This window comes from Streptomyces sp. SP18CS02 (assembly GCF_036322365.1).
Taxonomy (GTDB): Bacteria; Actinomycetota; Actinomycetes; order Streptomycetales; family Streptomycetaceae; genus Streptomyces.
This window is the reverse complement of sequence record NZ_JAQYXC010000294.1, coordinates 99,119-119,686: the sequence shown is the minus strand read 5'-3', so window position 1 is coordinate 119,686 and position 20,568 is coordinate 99,119. Positions and strand designations below refer to the sequence as shown.

The following is a 20,568-nucleotide window of genomic DNA, read 5'->3' as shown; positions in this document are numbered from 1 at the left end:
CACGGACTGGGGGACTCGCATTCCATGCCACTCGTCAGCACCGGTGAACTGGTCACCCGCGCGCGCTCCTCGCGGGGCGCCGTCGCCGCGTTCAACGTCATCACGCTGGAGCACGCCGAGGCGATCGCGGCCGGGGCCGAACGGGCGGGGGTGCCGGCCATCCTCCAGATCTCCGAGAACGCCGTGCGGTTCCACGGCGGCGACCTCTCCGCCGTCGCGGCGGCCGCCCGCGCCGTCGCCGGCGCCTCCTCCGCGCCGCTCGCGCTCCACCTCGACCACGTGGTCTCACCGGACCTGCTGCGCTCGGCGCACGCCGAGGGCTTCAGCTCGGTGATGTTCGACGCGTCGAAGCTGCCGTACGGGGACAACGTCAAGGCGACGGCCGAGGCGGTCCGTTGGGGGCACGAGCGGGGCATCTGGGTCGAGGCGGAGCTCGGCAGGGTCGGCGGCAAGGAGGGCGAGGCCCCGCTGGACGCCCACGCCCCGGGCGTGCGCACCGACCCGGCGGAGGCCGCCGCCTACGTCGCGGACACCGGCGTCGACGCGCTGGCTGTCGCGGTCGGCTCCTCGCACGCGATGACCCGGCGCACGGCGGCCCTGGACCACGCGCTGATCGCCGCCCTGCGCGACGCGGTCCCGGTGCCGCTGGTCCTGCACGGCTCGTCGGGCGTCCCGGACGGCGAGATCCGCTCGGCGGTCGCCGCGGGCATGGTCAAGATCAACGTCGGTACGGCCCTGAACACGGCGTTCACCGCGGCGGTACGCGCTTTCCTGGAGGACCACGCCTCGGCGGTCGACCCCCGGAAATACCTCGTCCCGGCTCGCGAGGCGATGGCCGGGACGGTGGCGGGCTTCCTGGCGGTGGTCAACGGTTCGTGACGCACCGTCGGCCGGCGACGGGTCACCGTCGGCCGGCGGCGGCCGTCAGGCGGGCCGGACCTCCAGCCAGTCCAGGATGGCGTTGCACTGGTTGCCCTGCTCGCAGGAGATCTTGACCTCGTTCTCGCCCTGCTTGAGCGTGACCGGCGCCCAGGTGGTCTGCCAGTTCTTCTCCCAGTTCGGGTCCGTGGAATGGATGAAGTTCTTCAGACCTATGGGGTTGGAGTTGGCCTTGCCGTTGATGGTCAGCGTGGCGTTGGCGTCCTGGGCGGGGATGGCGTAGCGCACGTACAGCTTGTACTCGCCCGCCTCCGCCACGTCGGCCTTCCAGGTGACCCCGGCGCCGACCGCGTTGAAGTTGGTCACGTAGGCGCCGTTGGTGCCTTCCGCGCCCTTGACGTCGGTGGCCAGGGCGGCCGGCGGACCGAGCTGGAGCGTCGCCGCGTCCTGCTTGGGAAGCTCGGCGGGCTTCTCGCCGTCGTCGGACGGCTTCGAGCTCGGCTCCTGCGGGGAGGACGAGGAGCTGGGCGGCTGGACCGCCTCGTTGCCCTTGCCGTCGTCGGACTCGCCGCCCTTGGTGAGCAACGCCACCGTGATCCCGACCACGACGACCGCGACGACCGCGATCGCGCCGATCAGCAGGCCCTTGGTGTTGGGGCCGCCGCTCCGGCCGCCGCGCTGCGGCTGCTGACCGGGGAGCGGGGACTGACGGGTGGGAGCACCGCCCGGGTACGTCTCGGGAGCGGCGTACTGCGCGGCCGGCCTGCCGTACGCCTGCTGCGTCTGCTGCTGGCCGTACTGGTGCTGCGGCGGGACCTGTCCGTACTGGCGCTCGCCGACGGCCCTGACCTGGTTGTACGACGTTCTGGGTACGCCCGGCTGCGAAGCCGGACCGGGGTAGCCGTAGCCGCCGCCCTGGCGCGGAGCCTGTGCGCCCGCAGCCTGCCCGTCCTCGTACAGGTAGCCGAACGGATCGTCGTCCTCGGGCGTGCCCGCGCCGTTGTTACCGGCAGCCATTCCCTGGTCACTCCTATCCCTGCTCGCCAGCGGTCACCGACCGGGCGAGCCTACCCCGAACGGACTACCCCGCCCGGCGGTGAAGCTTGGCACGGGAGCGTTTCTCGATGTACATGCGCTGGTCAGCGGAGTTCAACACCTCTTCGACCGACATACCGCATTCGGCCCAGCCGATCCCGAAACTCGCGCCGACCCGGACCGCCCGCCCGTCCACCCGGATGGGCGGGATGATCGCGTTGCGCAGGCGTACCGCCAGGTCGGCGGCGTCCGCGGCGCCGAGCCCGTCGGCGAGGACGACGAATTCGTCACCGCCGAGCCGGGCGACGGTGTCCCCGTCCCGTACGCCCGCGGTGAGACGGCGGGCCACCTCGATCAGCACGGCGTCACCCGTGTGGTGCCCGAACCGGTCGTTGATCGACTTGAAGCCGTCCAGGTCGCAGAAGAGGACCGCGAGCCCCTTGGTGCCGTCGTCGACCTCACCGTGGGGTGCGACGGTGTGCACATGGTGGTCGTACGGGCCGCCCGCGGCCGGGTCGAAGTCGAAGCCGTCGCCCCGGAACCCGTGCCCGCCGGCGCCGTCGTGCCCGTTCTGGCCGTCCTGGCCGTCCTGGCCGGCCGGACCGCCGTGCCCGTGTTCGTACTGCTCGTAGTGCTCGTACTGGTCGTAGTGCTCGTACTCGGACCCGTCGGTCTCGTACGCCGCGGAGGCCGCCCGCACGGCGTGGGGACGCGCGCACAGCCGGGAGCTGAGGCGCGCCCGCAGCTCGGCGCTGTTGGGCAGCCCGGTCAGCGCGTCGTGGGAGGCCCGGTGGGCGAGCTGGAGCTCGTGCCGCTTGCGCTCCTCGATGTCCTCGACGTGGGTCAGCAGGAAGCGCGGCCCGTCGGCGGTGTCCGCGACCACCGAGTTGCGCAGGGACACCCAGACGTACGTGCCGTCGCGACGGCCCAGCCGCAGCTCGGCGCGCCCGCCCTCGGCCGAGGTCCGCAGCAGGGTGCCGATGTCCTCGGGGTGGACCAGGTCGGCGAAGGAGTACCGGCGCATCACGGAGGCGGGGCGGCTCAGCAGCCGGCACAACGCGTCGTTGGCGCGCAGCAGCCGCCCGTGCTGGTCGCCGCCCATCTCGGCGATGGCCATGCCGGACGGGGCGTACTCGAACGCCTGCCGGAACGACTCCTCGCTGGCCCGCAGGGCCTGCTGCTCCCGCTCCAGGCGGACCAGCGCGCGCTGCATGTTCGCCCGCAGCCGGGCGTTGCTGATCGCGATCGCGGACTGGGAGGCGTACATCTGGAGCGCCTCGCGCCCCCAGGCGCCGGGGTGACGGCCGTTGCGCGGCCGGTCGACGGAGATGACGCCCAGCAGTTCGCGGCCGCTGCCCGGGGGTCCCCCCGGCTGGGCGGAGCGGGCTCCGGGGGAGTACATGGGCGCGTAGAGCCGGTCGCGGGGGTGCCACTCGTCCTCGAAGCGGGGCTCGGGGCCGTCGGTGTGCCACTGGGGGACGTCGTCCTCTATGAGCACCCAGCCCTCGGTGTGCGGGATGAAGCGCAGCTCACCCCATGCCTCGCCCATGCTCAGACGCCGCTCCCAGGAGGCGCGGGATCCGACCCGGCCGGTGATCAGGGCCTCGGCGGCGGGGCTGCCGGCGAAGGCGGCGACGACCAGGTCACCGTCGGGCCGTACGAGATTGACACAGGCCAGTTCGTAACCGAGGCCCGCGGTGACGCCGTCGGCGACGGTCTGAAGGGTGTCGGCCAGGCTTCGGGCCGTGTTGAGGTTGGCGACGACCTGATGCAGCTGCCGCAGGGTCGCAAGACGGACGTACGGCTCCGACTCGGTCTCCATTGCTCGCTCTCCCCGAGACCTCGACAGCAACTCCAGAATTCTCATCGGCGCTTTGTTGCACTGTCACCGGCCACTGAATCACAGCGAGCTGTGCCCCAGGTACACAGGGTCAACAAATAGTGCACTCTGTGACTCAAGTCACAATGGATGATGTTGGGTCTCGACAGGGGCCGTGCGTCGCCCCCGGAGGAGCCACCGGACAGGGCGGGTGCCCGTCACCGCTTTCACCGAACCTTACCGAGAGCAAATTACGCCCTTCCGGCTCATGACGGGCCCACTTCGCCCGGACCGGGCCGTCCCGCCCCCGCGCACCACGCTCATCGGGGCCCGCGCCCGCGCCCCGTACCCGGAGGCCTCCGGACACGACCTAGGTCCAGCCTGGTCCCCTGGTCCGATGCGGGGCGTCCGGGGGCGGGGTTAGCGTTCCCGTGTGTTGACGACCAGGCTTTCCGACCCCGCAGTCCCGCATCCTGAGGGGGTGAGCAACGACGAGTTCCGTGCCGCGATGTCCCGGCTGGCCTCCGGCGTGGTGCTGGTGACGGCCCATGAGCCGCCTCTCTCGGCGGCCGGCCCGCGCGGCGAGGACGTCGGCATGACGGCGACCGCGTTCCTGTCGGTCTCGCTGGACCCGCCGCTGGTGATGGTGAGCCTGCGCGAGGGCTCACGCATGGACGACCTGCTCGCCGAGCAGCCGCGCTGGGGCGTGTCGGTACTCGCGGACCACCAGCGTCAGATCGCGGGCCGCTTCGCCATGAAGGGCCGGATCAGCGACCGGCTGCTCTTCGCCGACCTCCCGTACACCCGGGGCGAGCTGAGCGGGGCGCCGCTGATGGACGGCTCTCTGGCGGTCCTGGAGTGCGAGACCCGGCAGCGCGTCGAGGCGGGCGACCACACACTGGTGATCGGCCACGTCCTGAAGGCCGGCTTCCCGGCCCCGGAGGGGGCACCGCTGACGTACTTCCGGGGGAAGTACCGGCACCTGGGCTGAGCCTCGCACGGCGGACGGGCGTCGCACGGCGGGACGGGCGTGGCGCGACTGGTCGTGACGCGGTGGGGGACCCCCGTACCCCCGCCGCCTCAGGACCAGTCGCGGCCCGAACGGCCCCGTTTCGTGTCGGCGCGCTGCTTCTTCTCCCGCAGGCGGCGCTCGTTGATGCCGCGCGGGATCTTCGTCGCCCGCCGGGGCTTCGGCGGCGGCGCCGTCGCCTCGGCCAGCAGCGCCGCCAGGCGTACCGCCGCGGTCTCCCGGTTGCGCCACTGCGACCGGTGCTCCGACGCGCGGACCGTGAGCACCCCGCCGGCCAGACGGCTCTCCAGCCGGCTCAGCGCGCGTTCCTTCCACACCGGTGGCAGAGCGTCCGTGCGCGCCAGGTCGAAGCGGAGCTCCACCTGGGAGTCGCTGGTGTTCACATGCTGGCCGCCCGGTCCTGACGACCGCGAGAAACGCCACATGAGCTCGGCCTCCGGCAGACAGACCGAACCGCGGATGACATAGGGACCGGACATGCCGTCCATGTTCCCTTTCCGGCGGCGGTCACGTCACCCGCTTTTCCGTTCCTGGAACCACCTCGGCATGTCCGGCGTTATGTGCTGTGACGCCACACTGAACGAGGAAAGGGACTTCCCATGGCTGTAAGCCTGTCCAAGGGCGGCAATGTCTCGCTGACCAAGGAGGCACCGGGGCTGACCGCCGTCACGGTGGGCCTGGGCTGGGACGTCCGTACCACCACCGGTACCGACTTCGACCTCGACGCCTCGGCGATCGGTGTCGACGCCGCGGGCAAGGTCGCCTCCGACGCCCACTTCGTCTTCTTCAACAACAAGTCGACGCCGGACCAGACGATCGTGCACACCGGTGACAACCGCACCGGCGAGGGCGGCGGCGACGACGAGCAGATCAACGTCAACCTGGCGGGTCTCCCGGCCGAGGTCGACAAGATCGTCTTCCCGGTCTCCATCTACGACGCGGTCACCCGCTCGCAGAACTTCGGCCAGGTGCGCAACGCCTACATCCGCATCCTCAACCAGGCCGGCGGCGCCGAGATCGCCCGTTACGACCTGAGCGAGGACGCCGCCACCGAGACCGCCATGGTCTTCGGCGAGCTGTACCGCAACGGCGCGGACTGGAAGTTCCGCGCGGTCGGCCAGGGGTACGCCTCCGGCCTGGAGGGCATCGCCCGCGACTTCGGCGTCAACATCTGACGTACCCGATGACGTACCCGATCGGCAGCAGTGGCCCCGGCGGCGATGTCCGCGCCGGGGCCCTACTGTTGGCCGCATGATCGTCGAACCGCTGGAGCCCGGCGAGGACGGCGCCCTGCCCGGGCCGCTGCTCACCGAACTCACGGAGCTGTACGCGTCGAACCAGGAGTTCCAGCAGCTCAGCGGGGACTTCCCGGACCCGGACGACATCCGTCCCGAGCAGGTCGCGGCCTCCCTGGCCGACGAACTGGCGCAGCCGGACAGCGAGGTGCTGCTGGCCCGTTCGGCCGGGCGGGTGATCGGCATCTCGGTGACGCGGGCGCACCACTCCGACCCGGACGACCCGGACCCGTGGATCGGACTGCTGATGGTGCACGCCCAGGACCACCGGGCCGGGTTCGGACGCGAGCTGGCGGAGATCGTCGAGAAGCGGTTCCGGGCGCTGGGCCGCACGGGCATCAGGCTCGCCGTGCGTGACACCAACCAGAAGGCGATCGCCTTCTGGACGGCACTCGGTTACCGGGAGGCCGAACGCCGTCCGGACCCGGGCGCGGCCGGCCGGGAACGGGTCGTGATGCGCAAGGCGCTCTAGGGGGTGTCCTGCCGATCGGGCCGGATCAGTGAGCGGCGTTCGGTCTCAGGCTCATGCACGTGCCGGGCCGATCCGGACGGAGGACCCCAGGTCATGTCCGGAGGCCGGTCGCCTCAAGGCCGCGAGGGCCGGTCCGTTCCGTACAGCCAGGTGTCCCACAGGTCCGTGAGGTCCTTGCCGGTCTCCGCCTCCACGTACCGCGTGAAGTCCTCCGTGGAGGCGTTGGAGTGCCGGTACGTCGCGGGCCAGCCCTGGAGGACGCGGTGGAAGGCGTCGTCGCCGACCGCCTGGCGGACCTTGTGCAGGACCATCGCTCCCCTGTCGTACAGCAGCGGGTCCGAGATCTCCTCGGCGGACGGCGGCTCGGCGGGCGCGAAGCGCCAGTTCTCCTTGTCCGCGAAGGCCGTGTCGAACCGTTCCTGCGCGGGCGTCTCCTCGAAGTCCTCGCCGTACAGCCACTCGGCGTAGGTCGCGAAGCCCTCGTTGAGCCACATGTCCCGCCACGTCTCGGGCGTGACGGAGTTTCCGTACCACTGGTGGGCCAGCTCGTGGACGAGGGTCGGGGTGTCGAAGGCGTCCCCCGGGAAGACCGGCATGGTCTGGGTCTCCAGGGCGTACGCCACATCGCCCTTCCGGTCGACGATCGCGCCGGTGGAGGAGAAGGGGTACGGACCGAAGTTCTCGGTCTCCCAGGCCAGCAGCTCGGGAATCCTGCCGATGAGCGCGGTGGCGCCCTCCTCCGTGTCCTGGGACGTGCCGTCCGTGTCCTGGGACGTGTCCGTCCTCCCGGACGTGTCCGCGTCCCGGGTGACGGTGGTGTCGACGGCGGTCCGGACGGGCAGCCCGGACGGCGTGCGTGAGGTCCTGATGTCGTACCGGCCGATGGCGAGCGTCGCGAGGTAGCTCGCCATCGGCTCGGAGGAGCTCCAGGCGAAGGTGGTGCGGCCGTTCCTGGTCCGCTGCTCCGTCAGCTCCCCGTTGGAGAGGGCCTGGAGCCCCTCCGGGACGGTGATCGCGACGGTGTAGGACGCCTTGTCGCTCGGGTGGTGGTTGCCGGGGAACCAGGCCATGGAGCCGGTCGGTTGGCCGAGCGCCAGCACGCCGTCGGCGGTCTTGAGCCAGCCTTCCTTGGAGCCGTCGGGATCGGTGACGGTGAGGGGGGTGCCGGAGTAGCGGACGACGGTACGGAAGGTGGCGCCCTTCTCCAGGTCCCCGCCGCCGGGCCGCAGCGTGAGCTCCTGGCCGGCCCGGTGGACGGCGGCCTCCTCGCCGTCCACGGTCGCGCCCTGGACGTCCATGCCCAGCAGGTCGAGGTTGAAGGCGCTGAGGGCCTGGGTGGCGCGGGCGGTGATCTCGGCGGTGCCCCGGAGCCGGCCGGTGGACGGCTCGTAGTCGAGGGTCAGGGCGTAGTGCCGGACGTCATAGCCCCCGTTGCCCGACTTGGGGAAGTACGGGTCCCGCAGGCCGGCGGCGCCGGGCCTGCCCTCCACGGCGCCGCCGCGGCCGGATCCGGTGCAGCCGGCCGTCAGGCCGCCGGCGAGCAGCAGGGCGAGCGTCGCGCGTACGAGAGTTCGCTGGTCCACACAACGATCCTAGGTGCGGAATGTCCGGATCCGGCCATGGTCCTCGGCCATGATCCGTGGCCGGCTACCCCGGCCGGGGCCCGCGGACCACGTGGTGTGGCCGGCCGCCGGAGTGACCGTGCCCAGGCGCCGGGGTGGCCGTGATGGGTGGCCGGGGCCGCGGTCCGCGCCGGGCGCGGGGTTCAGCGGCCGAGCGCGGCGACACCCGCGCGGGCGAACTTCTCGTCCAGGTCGCCGCTGGGCGCACCCGCGACGCCGATGCCCGCGATCGGCGCGCCCTTGGCGGTGACCGGCGCGCCGCCGCCGAGGAAGAGGGTGCCCGGGATGTCCTTCAGGTTGGGCGTGCTCTGGAGCCGCTTGACCAGCTCGGACGTGGGGGCGTTCCAGGAGACGGCGGTGAACGCCTTGCGCTCGGCCGACTCGTACGACTGCGGGCCCGCGCCGTCGCCGCGCAGGGTGACGAGGGTGTTGCCGTTGCGGTCGACGACGGCGACGGTGATCCGCTGGTTCTCCTTCTCGGCGGCGTCCAGCGCGGCCTGCGCGGCCTTGGTGGCGGCCTCGATCGTCAGGTGCGTGGACTGCTGGAGGTCGCGGGCGGAGGCGTCCGAGGTGACCGTGGACCTCGTCTCGGCCGCCGGGGCGGAGGCGTTCGCGGACAGGGCGCCGAAGGTGCCCGCGCCGAGCGCGGCGGCGGCGACGGCACCGGTCAGGACACGGGCGCGCAGAGTCGTCTTCTTCATGGTGTGCTCCGGGGTTTCGTGGTGGGCGGGGGCCGCCCTTGCTTCGTACGGGTCCCTGACCGCCGGCTCGTCGATCCGCTGCCGATCCGTCGGTCCGCTGTCGATCCTCCGGCCGGGACCAGGGGTCGTGGGTCCCCGTACCGGCGGACCCCGGGGTCAGCCGAACGGTTGATGCCGCCCCGGCCCGGCCGGGTCAGGATGGGGGTGTCCCCCGCCCGCGGTCCGGACGGGCGTCCCCACGCCCTCAGGCCCGCCGGCACCCCCCGGTGCCCCCGGCGCCCCGGGGAAGCGGAGGGGAAGCAGAGTGGAGGAGTGACCGAGGTGGAGCACGATCCCGACGCCCGCTGGCTGGCCCGGGTGATGCACGCCGCGTTCTTCCTGCTGCTCGGCGCGTCGCTCGTACGGTTCCTGTTGCGGCACCCGTGGGCCGACCGGGGCGGGTGGATCGTCACCCTGTCCGCCGCGCTGGCCGTCCTGTACGTGCTGGGGCCGGTCATCGGTTCACGGGCGACCCCACGCAGGCTGGTGTGGCTGTTCACCGTCGTCGCGGTGTGGATGGTGCTGGTGGTGCTGGCACCGAGCTTCGCGTGGTGCGCGGTGCCGCTGTTCTACACGGGCCTGCGTACGCTGCCGCCGCGCGCCGCGCTCGTCCTCGTGGCCGTGCTCACCGTCTTCGTCGTGGTCGCCCAGCTCCAGCTGGCGGACGGCGGGCCCGACCCGAACCTGCTGGTCGCGCCGCCCGCCGTGGCCGCCATCGCCACCGCGGTGTTCGTCCACGCCCAGCGGCAGGCCGACCGGCAGCAGGCGCTCATCGGCGACCTGCTGGCGACCCGCCGCGAGCTGGCGGCCACCGAGCGCCGGGAGGGCACCCTCGCCGAACGGCAGCGGCTGTCCATGGAGATCCACGACACCCTCGCCCAGGGCCTGTCCAGCCTGCAGATGCTGCTCCAGGCCGCCGACCGCACCTGGGAGGGCGACCCGGCGACGGCCCGCCGCCATGTGCGTACCGCCGTGTCGATCACCGAGCTCAACCTCGCCGAGGCCCGCCGCTTCGTCCACGACCTCGCGCCCGCCGACCTGGCCGGGGGCGGCCCACTGGAGGAGGCCCTGCGCAAACTGGCCTCCCGCGAGGGGGCCGGCTTCCGGGTGGACGGAGCGGCGGTCGCGCTGCCCGACCGGGTGCGGTCGGCGCTGCTGCGGATCGCGCAGGGCGCGCTGGCGAACGTGCGCGAGCACGCGGAGGCGGACTCCGCCGCGTTGACCCTGACGTACCTGGACGATCAGGTGGTCCTCGACATCGCGGACGACGGGCGCGGGTTCGCACCGGACACGGCCGCCCCGGAGGGCGTGCGGGGTCACGGCCTGCCCGCGATCCGGGCGCGCGCCCGGCAGCTGGGCGGCTCCCTGACCATCGAGTCCGCGCCCGGCGAGGGCACGGTCCTGTCCGTCTCGATCCCCCTGGAGAACCCATGACCACCGACGAGCGGATCGCGCCGGGCACGCGGATCCTGCTGTGCGACGACCACGCGGTGGTCCGGGCGGGGCTGCTGGCGCTGCTGGGCAGTGAGCCGGACATCGAGGTCGTCGGCGAGGCGGGCAGCGGGGAGGAGGCCGTCGCCATGGCCGCCAGGCTGCAGCCCGACGTGGTGCTGATGGATCTTCAGCTGGGGCGCGGTATCGACGGCATCGAGGCGACCCGCCGGATCGCCTCCCCCGACGTCCACGTGCTGGTCCTCACCACGTACGACACGGATGCCGACATCACGCGCGCCATCGAGGCGGGCGCGACCGGGTACCTGCTGAAGGCCGAACGCCCGGAGGAGCTGTTCGCCGCGATCCACGCGGCGGCACAGGGCCGCACGGCGCTGTCCGCGCCGGTCGCCAGCCGTGTCATGAACCGGATGCGCGGGGGCGCCGCCCCGGCCCTCACCGACCGCGAACGGGACATCCTGGCCCAGCTGGCGCACGGTCTGGGCAACCGGGAGATCGCGCGTGCGCTGTTCATCAGCGAGGCCACGGTCAAGACCCACCTGGGCCGTATCTACGCCAAACTCGGCGTGGACACGCGGGCGGGCGCCGTCGCGGTGGCGAAGGAGCAGCGGCTGCTCCCGTAGGGGGCCGGTCGCTCGCGCCCCACGGGACCGCCCGCACCGCCTGCGGCACCGGGCCGGGCGGCGGGCATGACACCATCGGTTACGTGCTCGACATCGGCTACTCCCTCTCCCGCCGCTTCCCCGACCCCCCGCAGACGGACTACCGCCACGCGGATGTCCACGCCCTGCGGCACGACCTCTTCTGCGGCGACGTCTATCTCGCGGACACCAAGGAGGACCGCGAGGTATCCACAGCCTGGGGATGGGTTCCGGTGCTCGACTTCGCCTGGGCGCTGTGCGACATCGTGGAGCGGCTGGACCGCGACCCGCGAGGCAGCCGCTCCGCCGAGCCGCAGTACGCCGAGCTGGACTTCACCGAGTCCACGGACCGGATGCTCTTCGAGCGCCGGTTCGGCTGGGTGGACGTCGAGGCGGACTGGATGCCGGGGGACGAACCGCCGCTCACGTTCGGCCACGGCGTGCTGCGCCGGGAGGCCCGCGACTTCCTGCACGACCTGATCGCCGACCTCACGGACATGCACGAGGGCCTCGCGGACAACCCGGCGATCTGGACACTGCAGTCCCGCTTCCCCCGCGTGCCGTAGCCCCGCCCCCGGCCCGCCCCCGGCCCGCTTCCGCCCCCTCCCCATCCCTCCGCGGCCCGCCCCGGCCCGCCCCGGCTCTCGCCGACTCCGGCCGGTCCGCTCCGGCCCTCGGGAGCGGTCCGCCGGCACGCCTTGACCTCAAGCGCACTTGAGGCTGAATGCTGTCGGACGTTCCCACCGGAGACAGCCCGAGGAGTGACCGACCATGCGCGCCATCCGCCTGTACGCCTTCGGACCCGCCGAGAACCTCACGTACGAGGAGACCGACGACCCGGCCCCCGGCCCGGGCCAGGTGCGCATCGCGGTCGGCGCGGCAGGGGTGCACCTGCTGGACACCGCCTTGCGCGAGGGCATGACCGGCCCGTACCCCGCCCCCGCCGAACTGCCGACGATCCCCGGCCGCGAAGTCGCCGGGACGGTGGACCGGCTCGGCGAGGGCACCGATCCCGCCTGGCTCGGCAAGCAGGTGGTGGCCCACCTCGGCATGGCGCCCGGGGGCTACGCCGAACTGGCCGTCGTCGACGCCGCCAGGCTCCACGGAATCCCGCCGGGCCTCGACGCCGCCGAGGCCGTCGCGATGATCGGCACCGGCCGCACGACCATGGGCATCCTCCAGTTCACGGAGCTCGGGCCGGAGAGCGTCGCGATCGTCCCCGCCGCCGCGGGCGGCATCGGCACGCTCCTCGTCCAGTACGCCAAGAACGCCGGGGCCACCGTCATCGGCCTCGCCGGAGGCCCCGGGAAGGTCGCCCGGGTCCAGGAGAACGGCGCCGACCTCGCCGTCGACTACAGGCTCCCCGACTGGGCGGACCGGGTCCGCGCGTACCTGAAGGACAGGAAGGCGACGGTCGTCTTCGACTCGGTCGGCGGCGCCACCGGACGGGCCGCCGTCGACCTCCTGGGCAAGGGCGGGCAGCACATCGTCTTCGGCTGGTCGGGCGAGGGGCTGCACGACGGTTCCCCGCTCACCTTCACCGAGGAGGAGCTGACCGCGCGCGGCATCACCTCCGAGAGCGTCCTCGGCCCGGTCATGCTCCAGAAGGCGGGCGGGGACATCCGCACCCTGGAAACCCGCTCCCTCACGGAGGCGGCCACGGGCCGCCTCCGCCCCGCCGTCCAGCGCTTCCCCCTCGCCGAGGCCGCGACCGCCCACCACGCACTGGAAACCCGGGCGACGACGGGCAAGGTCGTCCTCGTGCCCTGAGAGCCCCGGCCCCGGGTCCCCTCCCTCCTACTCCGCCGCGCCCAGCTCCGCCAGAGCGTCACCCGTCAGCCGGTGGACCGTCCACTCGTCCATGGACACCGCTCCCAGCGACTTGTAGAAGTCGATCGACGGGGTGTTCCAGTCCAGGACCGACCACTCCAGCCGCTCGTAGCCCCGCGCCACGCAGATCCGCGCGAGCTCCGTCAGCAGGGCCTTCCCGTGGCCGCCGCCCCGCATGGCGGGACGCACGTACAGGTCCTCCAGGTAGATCCCGTGCACCCCGCGCCAGGTCGAGAAGTTCAGGAACCACAGCGCGAAGCCCACCGCCTCGCCCGCGTCGTCCTCGGCGACGTGCGCGAAGGCGGCGGGCCGCTCCCCGAAGAGCGCCTCCCGCAGCTGCTCCTCGGTCACCCGGACCTCGTCCAGCGCCTTCTCGTACTCGGCGAGTTCGCGGACCATGGCGTGAAGGACGGGGACGTCGGCGGCCGCAGCGGTACGGATCATGGCCTCAGCCTGCCTTCTACCGGCCCGGATGCGCCAGCAGTGCCCGAGCGATGGACACCCGCTCCCCCTCCAGGGCCCTCCGCCCGTCCTCCACCTGCCACAGGCAGTCCTGGAGGACCCGCGCCAGCGTCCACGCCTTCGCCCGCCCGCGATCCAGCCCCAGCACCTCCGTCATCAGGTCGAAGCGCCACAGCACCCGCGCGGGGTCGTAACGGTTGAACAAGGCGGGCAGCAGCTCGAACCCCGGATCGCCGGCCAGCGGCTTCGGGTCGATCGCCAGCCATGGCTCCCGCTCCCCGGCCAGTACGTTGCCGACGTGCAGGTCCCAGTGGAGCAGCCGGTCCCCCGGCTCCCCCGCCACCTCCCGCAGCGCCGCCGCGCAGTCCCGTACCAGCCGCCGGTCGTCCTCGGCCGCGAGCACGCCCACCGCGCTCGGCACCTCGTCGAGCATCCCCGCCGCGACGTCACCCAGCCACCGCATGCCGGGCGGGGCCTCCACCGCCACCAGCCGCGCCAGCAACCCGGCCAGGATCGCGGTCGCCTCGCGCGCGTCCTCGACGGCCGACAGGTGACGCCCCTGGTCCAGCCGCTCCAGCAGCAGCGTCCCGGTCTCCGGGTCATCCGCCAGGAGCCGCACCGCGCCCGCGCCGCCCCACGCCCGCAGCGCCGCCGCCTCACCCTCGCTCTCCTCGTCCAGCAGCTGGACTCCTCGTCCAGCAGCTGGAACTTCAACGCGGCCGGTGTCCCGTCCGCCGTGGTCACCGGCAGCACCAGGGAGACCAGCCCGTGCATCGGGGGCCCCGAGGGCCGCAGCCCCCACCGCTCCAGGAAGTGTTCGGCCCGCCCGGGCAGGGCCGCGACGAACGCCAGGCCGGCCGCACCATGGAACATGTGCTGGGTCCGCGCCAGCTCGGCCGGAACCTCGATCACGCCGCGCCCGCCCCCATCCAGTAACGTCCCGCCACACGCCCCACACCCACCGGCAGCAACCAAGGAACCACATGGACACCGTCAACGGCGGCATATCGTTCTGGTACGCGCAGGAAGGCACCCCCGTACCCAGGGAGCCCCTCCCGGGTGACGCCACGGCAGACGTCTGCATCGTCGGCGGCGGCTACACCGGGCTGTGGACGGCGTACTACCTCAAGAAGGCCGTCCCCTTCCTCAACATCACCGTCCTTGAGGCCAAGTTCTGCGGTTACGGCGCCTCCGGGCGCAACGGCGGCTGGCTCTACAACGGCATCGCCGGGCGCGGCCGGTACGCCAGGCTGCACGGCCACGAGGCCGCGGTCCGCCTCCAGCAGGCCATGAACGACACGGTCCGCGAGGTCGTCGACATCGCCGCCCAGGAGAAGATCGAGGCCGGCATCCACCGCGGCGGAGTCCTGGAAGTGGCCTACACGCCCGCGCAGTTGACCCGCCTCAAGGACTTCCACTCCGTCGAGGTCGCCTTCGGCGAGACCGACCGGGAGCTGTACGGCGCCCGTGAGACCGCCGGCCGCGTCCGCGTCTCGGGCGCCGTCGGCTCGTCCTGGACCCCGCACGGCGCCCGGCTGCACCCCGCCAGGCTCGCCAAGGGGCTCGCCGCCACCGTCGAGGCGCTGGGCGTGACCATCCACGAGTCGACGCCGGTCACCGAGATCAAGCCGAAGCACGCCGTCACCCCGTACGGCACGGTCCGCGCGCCGTACGTCCTGCGCTGCACCGAGGGCTTCACGGCGAACCTCAAGGGCCTCAAGCGCGCGTGGCTGCCCATGAACTCCTCCATGATCGTCACCGATCCGCTGCCCGCCGCCGTCTGGGACGAGATCGGCTGGGACGGCCGCGAATGCCTCGGCGACATGGCCCACGCCTACATGTACGCCCAGCGCACCGCCGACGACCGGATCGCCCTCGGCGGCCGGGGCGTCCCCTACCGCTACGGCTCGCGCACCGACAACGACGGCCGGACCCAGCCGGCCACCGTCGAAGCCCTGCGCGACATCCTGGTCCGCTTCTTCCCCCGGCTCGCCGGCACCGGCATCGCCCACGCCTGGTCGGGGGTGCTCGGAGTGCCCCGCGACTGGTGCGCCACCGTCACCCTGGACCGCTCCACCGGCCTGGGCTGGGCCGGCGGGTACGTCGGCTCGGGCGTCGCCACCGCCAACCTGGCGGCCCGCACCCTGCGCGACCTGATCCAGCAGGACTCCGGCCAGGCCGGCCCCACCGATCTGACCACCCTGCCCTGGGTCGGCCACAAGGTCCGCACCTGGGAACCGGAGCCGCTGCGCTGGCTCGGCGTGCACACCATGTACGCCGCCTACCGCACCGCCGACCGCCGCGAGGCCGCCACCCACAGTCCCGTCACCGACCGCGTCGCCACCCTGGCCGACCGCGTCTCGGGCCGCCACTGACCCCCACCGGCCCCGCTCCCCACGCGAACCCCGGACGACCGGACGACAACGCGAAAGGCCCCGGACATCCGTCCGGGGCCTTTCCCCTGGAGCCCCCTGTCGGATTCGAACCGACGACCTACGCATTACAAGTTGTCCGATCTTGTTCCGCAGGCGTCCAGGGAGGTCCGTGAAACAGGTCGAGCCGCTGGTCAGCGGCTTGGCGGGGCCCAGTGGACAGCGGCGGACGCTGCCGGAAACTGCGGCGTTCGAGACCACAAGTGAGACCGTGCGCCAGGGCACTGACCGCCCCAGTCTGGCCCCGGCAGGCATCAGGTTACGGCCATCCTCCCCTTCACCGCCTTGACTGGGCAGACATCCACGGGTCAGGAGTTTCTCTAAAAGACAAAAAGACGGATCGCAGTCTGAGATACTCGAGCCGCCTAAGCCAGTGGATCGCGATCCGACCCGGATGGAGCCCGACTTGCACGCCAACATGTCTCAGGCGAATCGCCTTTTCATTAGCTACGCGCACGCAGACAACGAGTTATTTGACGATGCCGTCAAATCTTTCACCGAGGACCTAAGAGGGTTCTATGCAGCCAAAACAGGGAATGACCTCTCGGTGTTTTTCGACCGCGAAAGCATCGGATGGGGGCACGACTGGCGGTCACAGATCGACGGCGAGCTGGTAAATGCTGCGATTTTCATGCCGATCATCACAATGCAATATTTCAATCGCCCCGCCTGTCGAGAAGAACTTAACGCCTTCAATCAAAGCGCGAAAAGATTGAATGCGCAATACCTCATCCTCCCGGTAGTCATCTCCGGCGCCGCCAATATTGCGGCAGACCATCCAATTCCGGAAGTTGCAGCGATTGAGGCATTGCAATACAAAAATCTAGAAGAAGCTTTTCTTGCTGGCCGAGGGACATCGGAGTGGCGTAGAGAGCTCAGCAGCCTGACCGACGAGCTGATCTCTGTGATCTCTAGGGCTGAACTTTCAGCGCCTGGGATAACGCCGACGGTCCCACACAGCGGCGAGCAAAGCGACCCGCATGACACCGACAGCGACTTCCTAACCAGCGTGGAGGAACTGGAGACGCTCACACCTGTTTTAACGCAAGAAATTGAGCAGGTATTGAGCGACCTAAACGCGTGGACGATGGTCGTTACAGAAAATGCCTCGAAAGTCCCACCGGGCGTCACAGCACAACAAATGCGCACCCTTTCCCTTTCGATGGCCAATCAAATAAAAGCCCCGTCCGAGAAGCTACATGACTCGGGAGTAAAATTTGCCGATACGACCGAGAAGGCCGATGCGGTAATGAGCTCCATCAAGGAGCAAATTTCAAAGGTGCCAAATCGAGAACAGAGGGACGCTCTCAAAAAACTTGTCCTTCCGACGCAAGACTCCGATAACTTTCACGAGGTGGTCAGCGACATGGCCGCCCTCCTGGACAGTATGGCGTCCATCGAGGTGATGAGCGCCCCTTTGCGGAATGCCCTGAAGCCTGCCCGCATCGGCATCACAAAGATTCAAGATGCCGTAAGGGTAGTGGATCGCTGGATTAAAGAGGCGTAACGCGTCTGCTTTGGCAGCAGCCTTAAAGGCGGATAGAAAGTCAACAGCGCGGTTACTTATGAGATCGAGCCTAGGCGGCCAGTGAAACCCTCCGCGCAGAGACGTCCGTAGGCCGCCGCAACGGCTTCAGGGATCTGCTGGCGGATCATAAATCCTTGCTCGGGGTAGATCAGCAGGCGCTGCTGAGCACCAACCAGCATGTCGAAGACAAGGCGAGCGTCTTGGATCGAGTCCACGTACTCAGGCAGGGTCATGTGCGTGGACGCGCTGACGACCTGAACTTCCGGCCAGAGCTTGCGGGCGGTCGCGTAAGCCCGACGTTCCTCGTACGGCTTGCTGACGAGGAGAATCGATGAGACATCGACGTCGTGCTTCGCGAGCAGTTCTCGGGAGAAACGAATGTTCTCCCCCGTGTTGCGGGCGTTCGGTTCGACCAGGATGGCTGACGCCGGCACTCCCAGTTGCAGGGCCCGTTCCCGGTAGTGCTCAGCCTCCCCGCGGGGCATCCGGCCGCGTGTCGTGCGGCTCGTGGCGCCGGTGAAGACGATGAGCGGGGCCAACCCGCGTTCGTACAGATCAACCGCCACGTCAGCCACGCCCAGGTCGTGACTGCCCAGCCCGATGGCAACCGAGCAGGGTCGTGGCTCATGGTGCATCTGCTGGAAGTCCCAGAGCACTTGAGCATCGGACCATGCTTGTGCCGAAATCACTGGTCGGCCTCCTGCGCCGAGTCCGGAACCTTGAAGTCGTACGCCCAGGCGAACCGGCTGGCCGCGTGGATGCCTACGGCGAACTCCACGACGGTTCCGTCGGCTGTGTAAGTGGTGCGGTGTAGCTCGACGACCCACTCGCCGGGGGCCAGCTGGAGCAGTGCCGCTTCGTCAGGCGAGGCGATTCGCGCGTGAAGCTCCTCGCGCATGTGGTCGATCTCGTAGCCCGCGTCATAGAGCACGCGGAAGCCGCCGCCACGGCCGGCGGGCCCTGGTGCCGGGTCGACGATGCGTGTTCCTTCGACATGCTCGGGCCGGTAGTAGCTGGTCAGGGTGTGCGTCGGCTGGTCTCCCTCCTTCACGAGGCGGGCGCGCGCGTACACCTCCGACCCCTCAGGCACTCCGTGAGCCGCCGCGACCAGCGCCGACGCGGGTACGCGACTGACGCTCTGCGTCTGCTCGCCCCTCTTGTACGAGCGACCCGACGCCACGCGGTCCGCGATGAACGCAACCTCATCACCGTCGCGCCACTTCGCCTTGTCGTACCGGGCGATACCGAGCCGCTTCAACGGCGCCTGTTGACGTACAACCGTGCCGTGACCCCGTGATGAGGTCACCAGCCCCTCCGCTTCCAGCGCCTTGTACGCCGCGTGAACCGTGGACTTCGAGCCTTCGCCCGCCTCCACCAGGTCCCGGATGTGCGGCAGCTGCTGACCGGGGGCGTATTCACCGCTCCTGATCCGCTCAGCAAGCTTGTCTGCCAGTTCTCGCCACTTGGGTGCCACGCGGAACTCCTCTCGACAGGACAAGTCAAACACAGTCCCAGGACTGTTGACAGTCCTGGGACTGTGCGCCATTGTCTTCCTAGACGCCGCAGTCCTGGGACAGCGAGCGGAGGAGTTGCCCTCTTTGGGCTGCTCCTGGCGCCCGGAGAGCCACGGCTCCAAGGAAGCGAACGGCCTTTGAGAACTCAACAGAGCGACACGAATGCATGAGGTCGCCGCCTCCTCGATAAGGCGGTCGGCGCGGCTCAGGTCCGCGCTCAACCCTTCCGCAGCTTCTACGGCTGTGGCCGGTTGCCTCCTTCGCCCGTCTCGTACGGGCGGGGCTGAGGGGAGCCGGATGGTTCCAACGGCGAGAGGCCCCGGAGGTGCAACTCCGGGGCCTCGTTTCGGGCCGTTCCTGGATGAGAGGAACACACCCAATGTTGTCCATCGCTGCACTTCAGGCCGTTGTTACGGCCACCCTGTTCGACGGTGAGCCGTCGAACGCTGAGCTGGACGCGATCGAGCAGGAGATGCCGCTGATCCTGGCGGAGGTCGACCTGCTCGACGCGCAGATCATGACCCTTGACCGTCCGGTCACCGTACTGGACGAGCGGCGGATCCGCCGGGCCCGTAACCGGGTCCTCGCGGCCCGCCGGGACCTGTCGAACCGCGCGGCCGTCGTGACCGCTCCGAGCGGTGTCGCATGAGCGGCGCAACGTTCAGGGCGCAGATCTCTGACGGCGGTGGCTGGCACCTGTACGTGGCCCTGCCGAACACCTCGCGGATGTGGCCCGAGTGGGAGTGGCCCCGGGGCATCCCGACGCCGACGCTCGCCGAGCGGGATGAGGCGCTGGCCGCGCTGGGGTATGAAGTCGTGCCGGGTGCCGAGTGGGACTGGTGCGAGGACAGTGACGGCCCCGGTTCCCCGGTTCGGCTGCTCGCCGCCGTCGCCGTTCGGCGGGCGGGAGGGGCCACGTGAACCGCTGGGGCAAAACGCTGTTGGTCCTGGCGCTGGTCGCTGTGGTCGGCATGGCGTTCCGGGTTTCCTGGAACGCCCTGCGGGACGTGGCCACCGCCGTGGGAGCGGACGAGACGGGTGCGCAGCTCTACCCGTTCGTGGTCGACGGGCTGATGGCGCTGGCGCTGGTTGCCACGCTGGTGCTGACTGATCGGGCCGACAAGCGGTTCGCGCTGCGCGTCCTCGCCGCCTATACGGTCGCCTCACTCGTGCTGAACTTCGTGCACGGTCTGGTGCCGGAGCTGCACGGTCGATCGGTCGACTGGACGCGCCTGGCCGAGTGGGACACGGTCAACTGGCTGCTGGTCCTGCTCGCCACGTCGCTTCCGGTCGGGTCGATCTACTTCGGTTCCGACCTGGTGGCCAAAGTGCTGCACCACCAATCAGTCGACTCCACCAATGCGGAGGAATCGACCCAGACCGACACGGAACGGTCTACCCCTGATCTCGCGGAAGCCGTCTCCGAGCCGCTCCCGGTCCTGGTCGAGAAGGTGGCCGACGATCGGCCCGAGGAGGTCGATTCCTCGATCGATCGGGTCTCCGGGCGGGTGGCGGCGGCCGAGCAGTCGACCCCGCGCCGGGCGACCGGTCGGGTGCCGGATGCGGCCCGGTCGACTCGCCCCCGCCGCACCGCCAACGAACTCCTTGTCGAGGCACGGCAGGTGACGGAGTCGTGGACGGTCGATCAGTTGACCGCGGAGGGCATCCGCAGGGCGCTGCGCACGTCCCCGGACAAGGCCCGCACGCTCCGCGACACCCTGCGCGCCGAACGGGCCACGGTGCCGGTGGCTGAGCCGGTCGGGGTCGGGTCGTGAGCGGGCTGCGGATCGGCTCGCTGTGCACCGGTTACGGCGGTC

Annotated in this window: 21 protein-coding genes, 1 tRNA gene and 1 pseudogene; 13 read left to right on the top strand and 10 right to left on the bottom strand. The window is 70.7% G+C overall.

The genetic code is table 11. The features are described 5' to 3' along the window. The first annotated feature begins 24 nt into the window (after nucleotides 1–24). Entirely contained in the window at nucleotides 25–879 is an 855-nt protein-coding gene (locus tag PUR26_RS24885) for a class II fructose-bisphosphate aldolase (RefSeq protein ID WP_329875185.1), read from the top strand. Between the two features lie 45 nt (nucleotides 880–924). On the opposite strand, the gene PUR26_RS24880 is transcribed toward PUR26_RS24885, so the two are convergent. Together PUR26_RS24880 and cdgB are read right to left on the bottom strand one after the other, a co-directional pair. Continuing rightward, the gene (locus tag PUR26_RS24880; RefSeq protein WP_329875183.1) at nucleotides 925–1,896 is read right to left on the bottom strand and encodes a CBM35 domain-containing protein; all 972 of its coding nucleotides are present in this window, start codon (nucleotides 1,894–1,896) and stop codon (nucleotides 925–927) included. A gap of 64 nt (nucleotides 1,897–1,960) precedes the next feature. Then, nucleotides 1,961–3,736: a diguanylate cyclase CdgB gene (cdgB, locus tag PUR26_RS24875; RefSeq protein ID WP_329875181.1), complete on the bottom strand. Its 1,776-nt coding sequence runs from the start codon at nucleotides 3,734–3,736 to the stop codon at nucleotides 1,961–1,963. 478 nt (nucleotides 3,737–4,214) lie between these two features. Here cdgB and PUR26_RS24870 point away from each other — a divergent pair, with 478 nt between their 5' ends. Beyond that, nucleotides 4,215–4,724 carry a flavin reductase family protein gene (locus tag PUR26_RS24870; RefSeq protein ID WP_443077154.1) on the top strand — a complete coding sequence of 170 codons (510 nt, stop codon included), beginning with the start codon at nucleotides 4,215–4,217 and terminating at the stop codon, nucleotides 4,722–4,724. 89 nt (nucleotides 4,725–4,813) lie between these two features. On the opposite strand, the gene arfB is transcribed toward PUR26_RS24870, so the two are convergent. After that, entirely contained in the window at nucleotides 4,814–5,242 is a 429-nt protein-coding gene (arfB, locus tag PUR26_RS24865) for an alternative ribosome rescue aminoacyl-tRNA hydrolase ArfB (protein ID WP_329875177.1), read from the bottom strand. A gap of 120 nt (nucleotides 5,243–5,362) precedes the next feature. Between arfB and PUR26_RS24860 the strand changes: the two genes are divergently transcribed. Further along, nucleotides 5,363–5,938 (top strand): TerD family protein, encoded by a 576-nt coding sequence (locus tag PUR26_RS24860; RefSeq protein ID WP_329875175.1) that lies wholly within the window; start codon nucleotides 5,363–5,365, stop codon nucleotides 5,936–5,938. A 76-nt stretch (nucleotides 5,939–6,014) separates the two neighbouring features. Next, nucleotides 6,015–6,530, top strand: a complete 516-nt coding sequence (locus tag PUR26_RS24855) for a GNAT family N-acetyltransferase (RefSeq protein ID WP_329875173.1) — start codon at nucleotides 6,015–6,017, stop codon at nucleotides 6,528–6,530. A 113-nt stretch (nucleotides 6,531–6,643) separates the two neighbouring features. Here PUR26_RS24855 and PUR26_RS24850 read toward each other — a convergent pair whose 3' ends face one another. Together PUR26_RS24850 and PUR26_RS24845 are read right to left on the bottom strand one after the other, a co-directional pair. After that, nucleotides 6,644–8,113, bottom strand: coding sequence for a M1 family metallopeptidase (locus PUR26_RS24850; protein ID WP_329875171.1), 1,470 nt, complete (start codon nucleotides 8,111–8,113; stop codon nucleotides 6,644–6,646). 182 nt (nucleotides 8,114–8,295) lie between these two features. Continuing rightward, nucleotides 8,296–8,853 (bottom strand): GlcG/HbpS family heme-binding protein, encoded by a 558-nt coding sequence (locus PUR26_RS24845; protein WP_329875169.1) that lies wholly within the window; start codon nucleotides 8,851–8,853, stop codon nucleotides 8,296–8,298. A gap of 171 nt (nucleotides 8,854–9,024) precedes the next feature. On the opposite strand from PUR26_RS24845, the gene PUR26_RS24840 reads away from it, so the two are divergent. From PUR26_RS24840 to PUR26_RS24825, 4 genes are all read left to right on the top strand, one after another. Beyond that, nucleotides 9,025–10,326, top strand: coding sequence for a sensor histidine kinase (locus PUR26_RS24840; RefSeq protein WP_443077153.1), 1,302 nt, complete (start codon nucleotides 9,025–9,027; stop codon nucleotides 10,324–10,326). Beyond that, a complete protein-coding gene (locus PUR26_RS24835) occupies nucleotides 10,323–10,967 on the top strand; it encodes a response regulator transcription factor (protein WP_329875167.1) in 645 nt (214 codons plus the stop codon). The genes PUR26_RS24840 and PUR26_RS24835 overlap by 4 nt, the downstream gene beginning before the upstream one ends. A gap of 83 nt (nucleotides 10,968–11,050) precedes the next feature. Then, a complete protein-coding gene (locus PUR26_RS24830; protein WP_329875166.1) occupies nucleotides 11,051–11,551 on the top strand; it encodes a hypothetical protein in 501 nt (166 codons plus the stop codon). A gap of 205 nt (nucleotides 11,552–11,756) precedes the next feature. Continuing rightward, nucleotides 11,757–12,755: a zinc-binding dehydrogenase gene (locus tag PUR26_RS24825; RefSeq protein ID WP_329875164.1), complete on the top strand. Its 999-nt coding sequence runs from the start codon at nucleotides 11,757–11,759 to the stop codon at nucleotides 12,753–12,755. 27 nt (nucleotides 12,756–12,782) lie between these two features. Here the strand turns inward: PUR26_RS24825 and PUR26_RS24820 are convergent, their stop codons facing one another. Together PUR26_RS24820 and PUR26_RS24815 are read right to left on the bottom strand one after the other, a co-directional pair. Continuing rightward, on the bottom strand, nucleotides 12,783–13,259 hold the full coding sequence (locus PUR26_RS24820; protein ID WP_329875162.1) for a GNAT family N-acetyltransferase: 477 nt from the start codon (nucleotides 13,257–13,259) through the stop codon (nucleotides 12,783–12,785). 16 nt (nucleotides 13,260–13,275) lie between these two features. Continuing rightward, a pseudogene (locus PUR26_RS24815) lies at nucleotides 13,276–14,150 on the bottom strand (aminoglycoside phosphotransferase family protein). Between the two features lie 110 nt (nucleotides 14,151–14,260). Between PUR26_RS24815 and PUR26_RS24810 the strand changes: the two are divergent. Continuing rightward, on the top strand, nucleotides 14,261–15,652 hold the full coding sequence (locus PUR26_RS24810; RefSeq protein ID WP_329875160.1) for an NAD(P)/FAD-dependent oxidoreductase: 1,392 nt from the start codon (nucleotides 14,261–14,263) through the stop codon (nucleotides 15,650–15,652). Between the two features lie 87 nt (nucleotides 15,653–15,739). On the opposite strand, the gene PUR26_RS24805 is transcribed toward PUR26_RS24810, so the two are convergent. Then, a tRNA-Thr gene (locus PUR26_RS24805) sits at nucleotides 15,740–15,807 on the bottom strand. Nucleotides 15,808–16,115: 308 nt separating this feature from the next. Between PUR26_RS24805 and PUR26_RS24800 the strand changes: the two genes are divergently transcribed. Next, a complete protein-coding gene (locus PUR26_RS24800; RefSeq protein WP_329875158.1) occupies nucleotides 16,116–17,216 on the top strand; it encodes a toll/interleukin-1 receptor domain-containing protein in 1,101 nt (366 codons plus the stop codon). Nucleotides 17,217–17,272: 56 nt separating this feature from the next. Here PUR26_RS24800 and PUR26_RS24795 read toward each other — a convergent pair whose 3' ends face one another. Continuing rightward, entirely contained in the window at nucleotides 17,273–17,926 is a 654-nt protein-coding gene (locus PUR26_RS24795; protein ID WP_329875156.1) for a YdcF family protein, read from the bottom strand. After that, a complete protein-coding gene (locus PUR26_RS24790; protein ID WP_329875154.1) occupies nucleotides 17,923–18,711 on the bottom strand; it encodes a GntR family transcriptional regulator in 789 nt (262 codons plus the stop codon). Before PUR26_RS24790 ends, PUR26_RS24795 begins: the two co-directional genes overlap by 4 nt. A gap of 419 nt (nucleotides 18,712–19,130) precedes the next feature. Between PUR26_RS24790 and PUR26_RS24785 the strand changes: the two genes are divergently transcribed. The 3 genes from PUR26_RS24785 to PUR26_RS24775 are packed head-to-tail and all read left to right on the top strand — an operon-like array spanning nucleotide 19,131 to nucleotide 20,526. Next, nucleotides 19,131–19,400: a DUF6284 family protein gene (locus PUR26_RS24785; RefSeq protein ID WP_329875152.1), complete on the top strand. Its 270-nt coding sequence runs from the start codon at nucleotides 19,131–19,133 to the stop codon at nucleotides 19,398–19,400. Then, the gene (locus PUR26_RS24780) at nucleotides 19,397–19,672 is read left to right on the top strand and encodes a DUF6303 family protein (RefSeq protein WP_329875150.1); all 276 of its coding nucleotides are present in this window, start codon (nucleotides 19,397–19,399) and stop codon (nucleotides 19,670–19,672) included. The genes PUR26_RS24785 and PUR26_RS24780 overlap by 4 nt, the downstream gene beginning before the upstream one ends. Beyond that, nucleotides 19,669–20,526: a DUF2637 domain-containing protein gene (locus PUR26_RS24775; protein ID WP_329875148.1), complete on the top strand. Its 858-nt coding sequence runs from the start codon at nucleotides 19,669–19,671 to the stop codon at nucleotides 20,524–20,526. Before PUR26_RS24780 ends, PUR26_RS24775 begins: the two co-directional genes overlap by 4 nt. The last annotated feature ends 42 nt before the right edge of the window (nucleotides 20,527–20,568 follow it).

Excerpts from the sequence above, each read along its gene's own strand:
- PUR26_RS24885 (WP_329875185.1), top strand. The coding sequence starts at position 25 with ATGCCACTCGTCAGCACCGGTGAACTGGTCACCCGCGCGCGCTCCTCG.
- PUR26_RS24880 (WP_329875183.1), bottom strand. The coding sequence starts at position 1,896 with ATGGCTGCCGGTAACAACGGCGCGGGCACGCCCGAGGACGACGATCCG.
- cdgB (WP_329875181.1), bottom strand. The coding sequence starts at position 3,736 with ATGGAGACCGAGTCGGAGCCGTACGTCCGTCTTGCGACCCTGCGGCAG.
- arfB (WP_329875177.1), bottom strand. The coding sequence starts at position 5,242 with ATGTCCGGTCCCTATGTCATCCGCGGTTCGGTCTGTCTGCCGGAGGCC.
- PUR26_RS24860 (WP_329875175.1), top strand. The coding sequence starts at position 5,363 with ATGGCTGTAAGCCTGTCCAAGGGCGGCAATGTCTCGCTGACCAAGGAG.
- PUR26_RS24855 (WP_329875173.1), top strand. The coding sequence starts at position 6,015 with ATGATCGTCGAACCGCTGGAGCCCGGCGAGGACGGCGCCCTGCCCGGG.
- PUR26_RS24845 (WP_329875169.1), bottom strand. The coding sequence starts at position 8,853 with ATGAAGAAGACGACTCTGCGCGCCCGTGTCCTGACCGGTGCCGTCGCC.
- PUR26_RS24840 (WP_443077153.1), top strand. The coding sequence starts at position 9,025 with ATGCCGCCCCGGCCCGGCCGGGTCAGGATGGGGGTGTCCCCCGCCCGC.
- PUR26_RS24835 (WP_329875167.1), top strand. The coding sequence starts at position 10,323 with ATGACCACCGACGAGCGGATCGCGCCGGGCACGCGGATCCTGCTGTGC.
- PUR26_RS24825 (WP_329875164.1), top strand. The coding sequence starts at position 11,757 with ATGCGCGCCATCCGCCTGTACGCCTTCGGACCCGCCGAGAACCTCACG.
- PUR26_RS24820 (WP_329875162.1), bottom strand. The coding sequence starts at position 13,259 with ATGATCCGTACCGCTGCGGCCGCCGACGTCCCCGTCCTTCACGCCATG.
- PUR26_RS24810 (WP_329875160.1), top strand. The coding sequence starts at position 14,261 with ATGGACACCGTCAACGGCGGCATATCGTTCTGGTACGCGCAGGAAGGC.
- PUR26_RS24785 (WP_329875152.1), top strand. The coding sequence starts at position 19,131 with ATGTTGTCCATCGCTGCACTTCAGGCCGTTGTTACGGCCACCCTGTTC.
- PUR26_RS24780 (WP_329875150.1), top strand. The coding sequence starts at position 19,397 with ATGAGCGGCGCAACGTTCAGGGCGCAGATCTCTGACGGCGGTGGCTGG.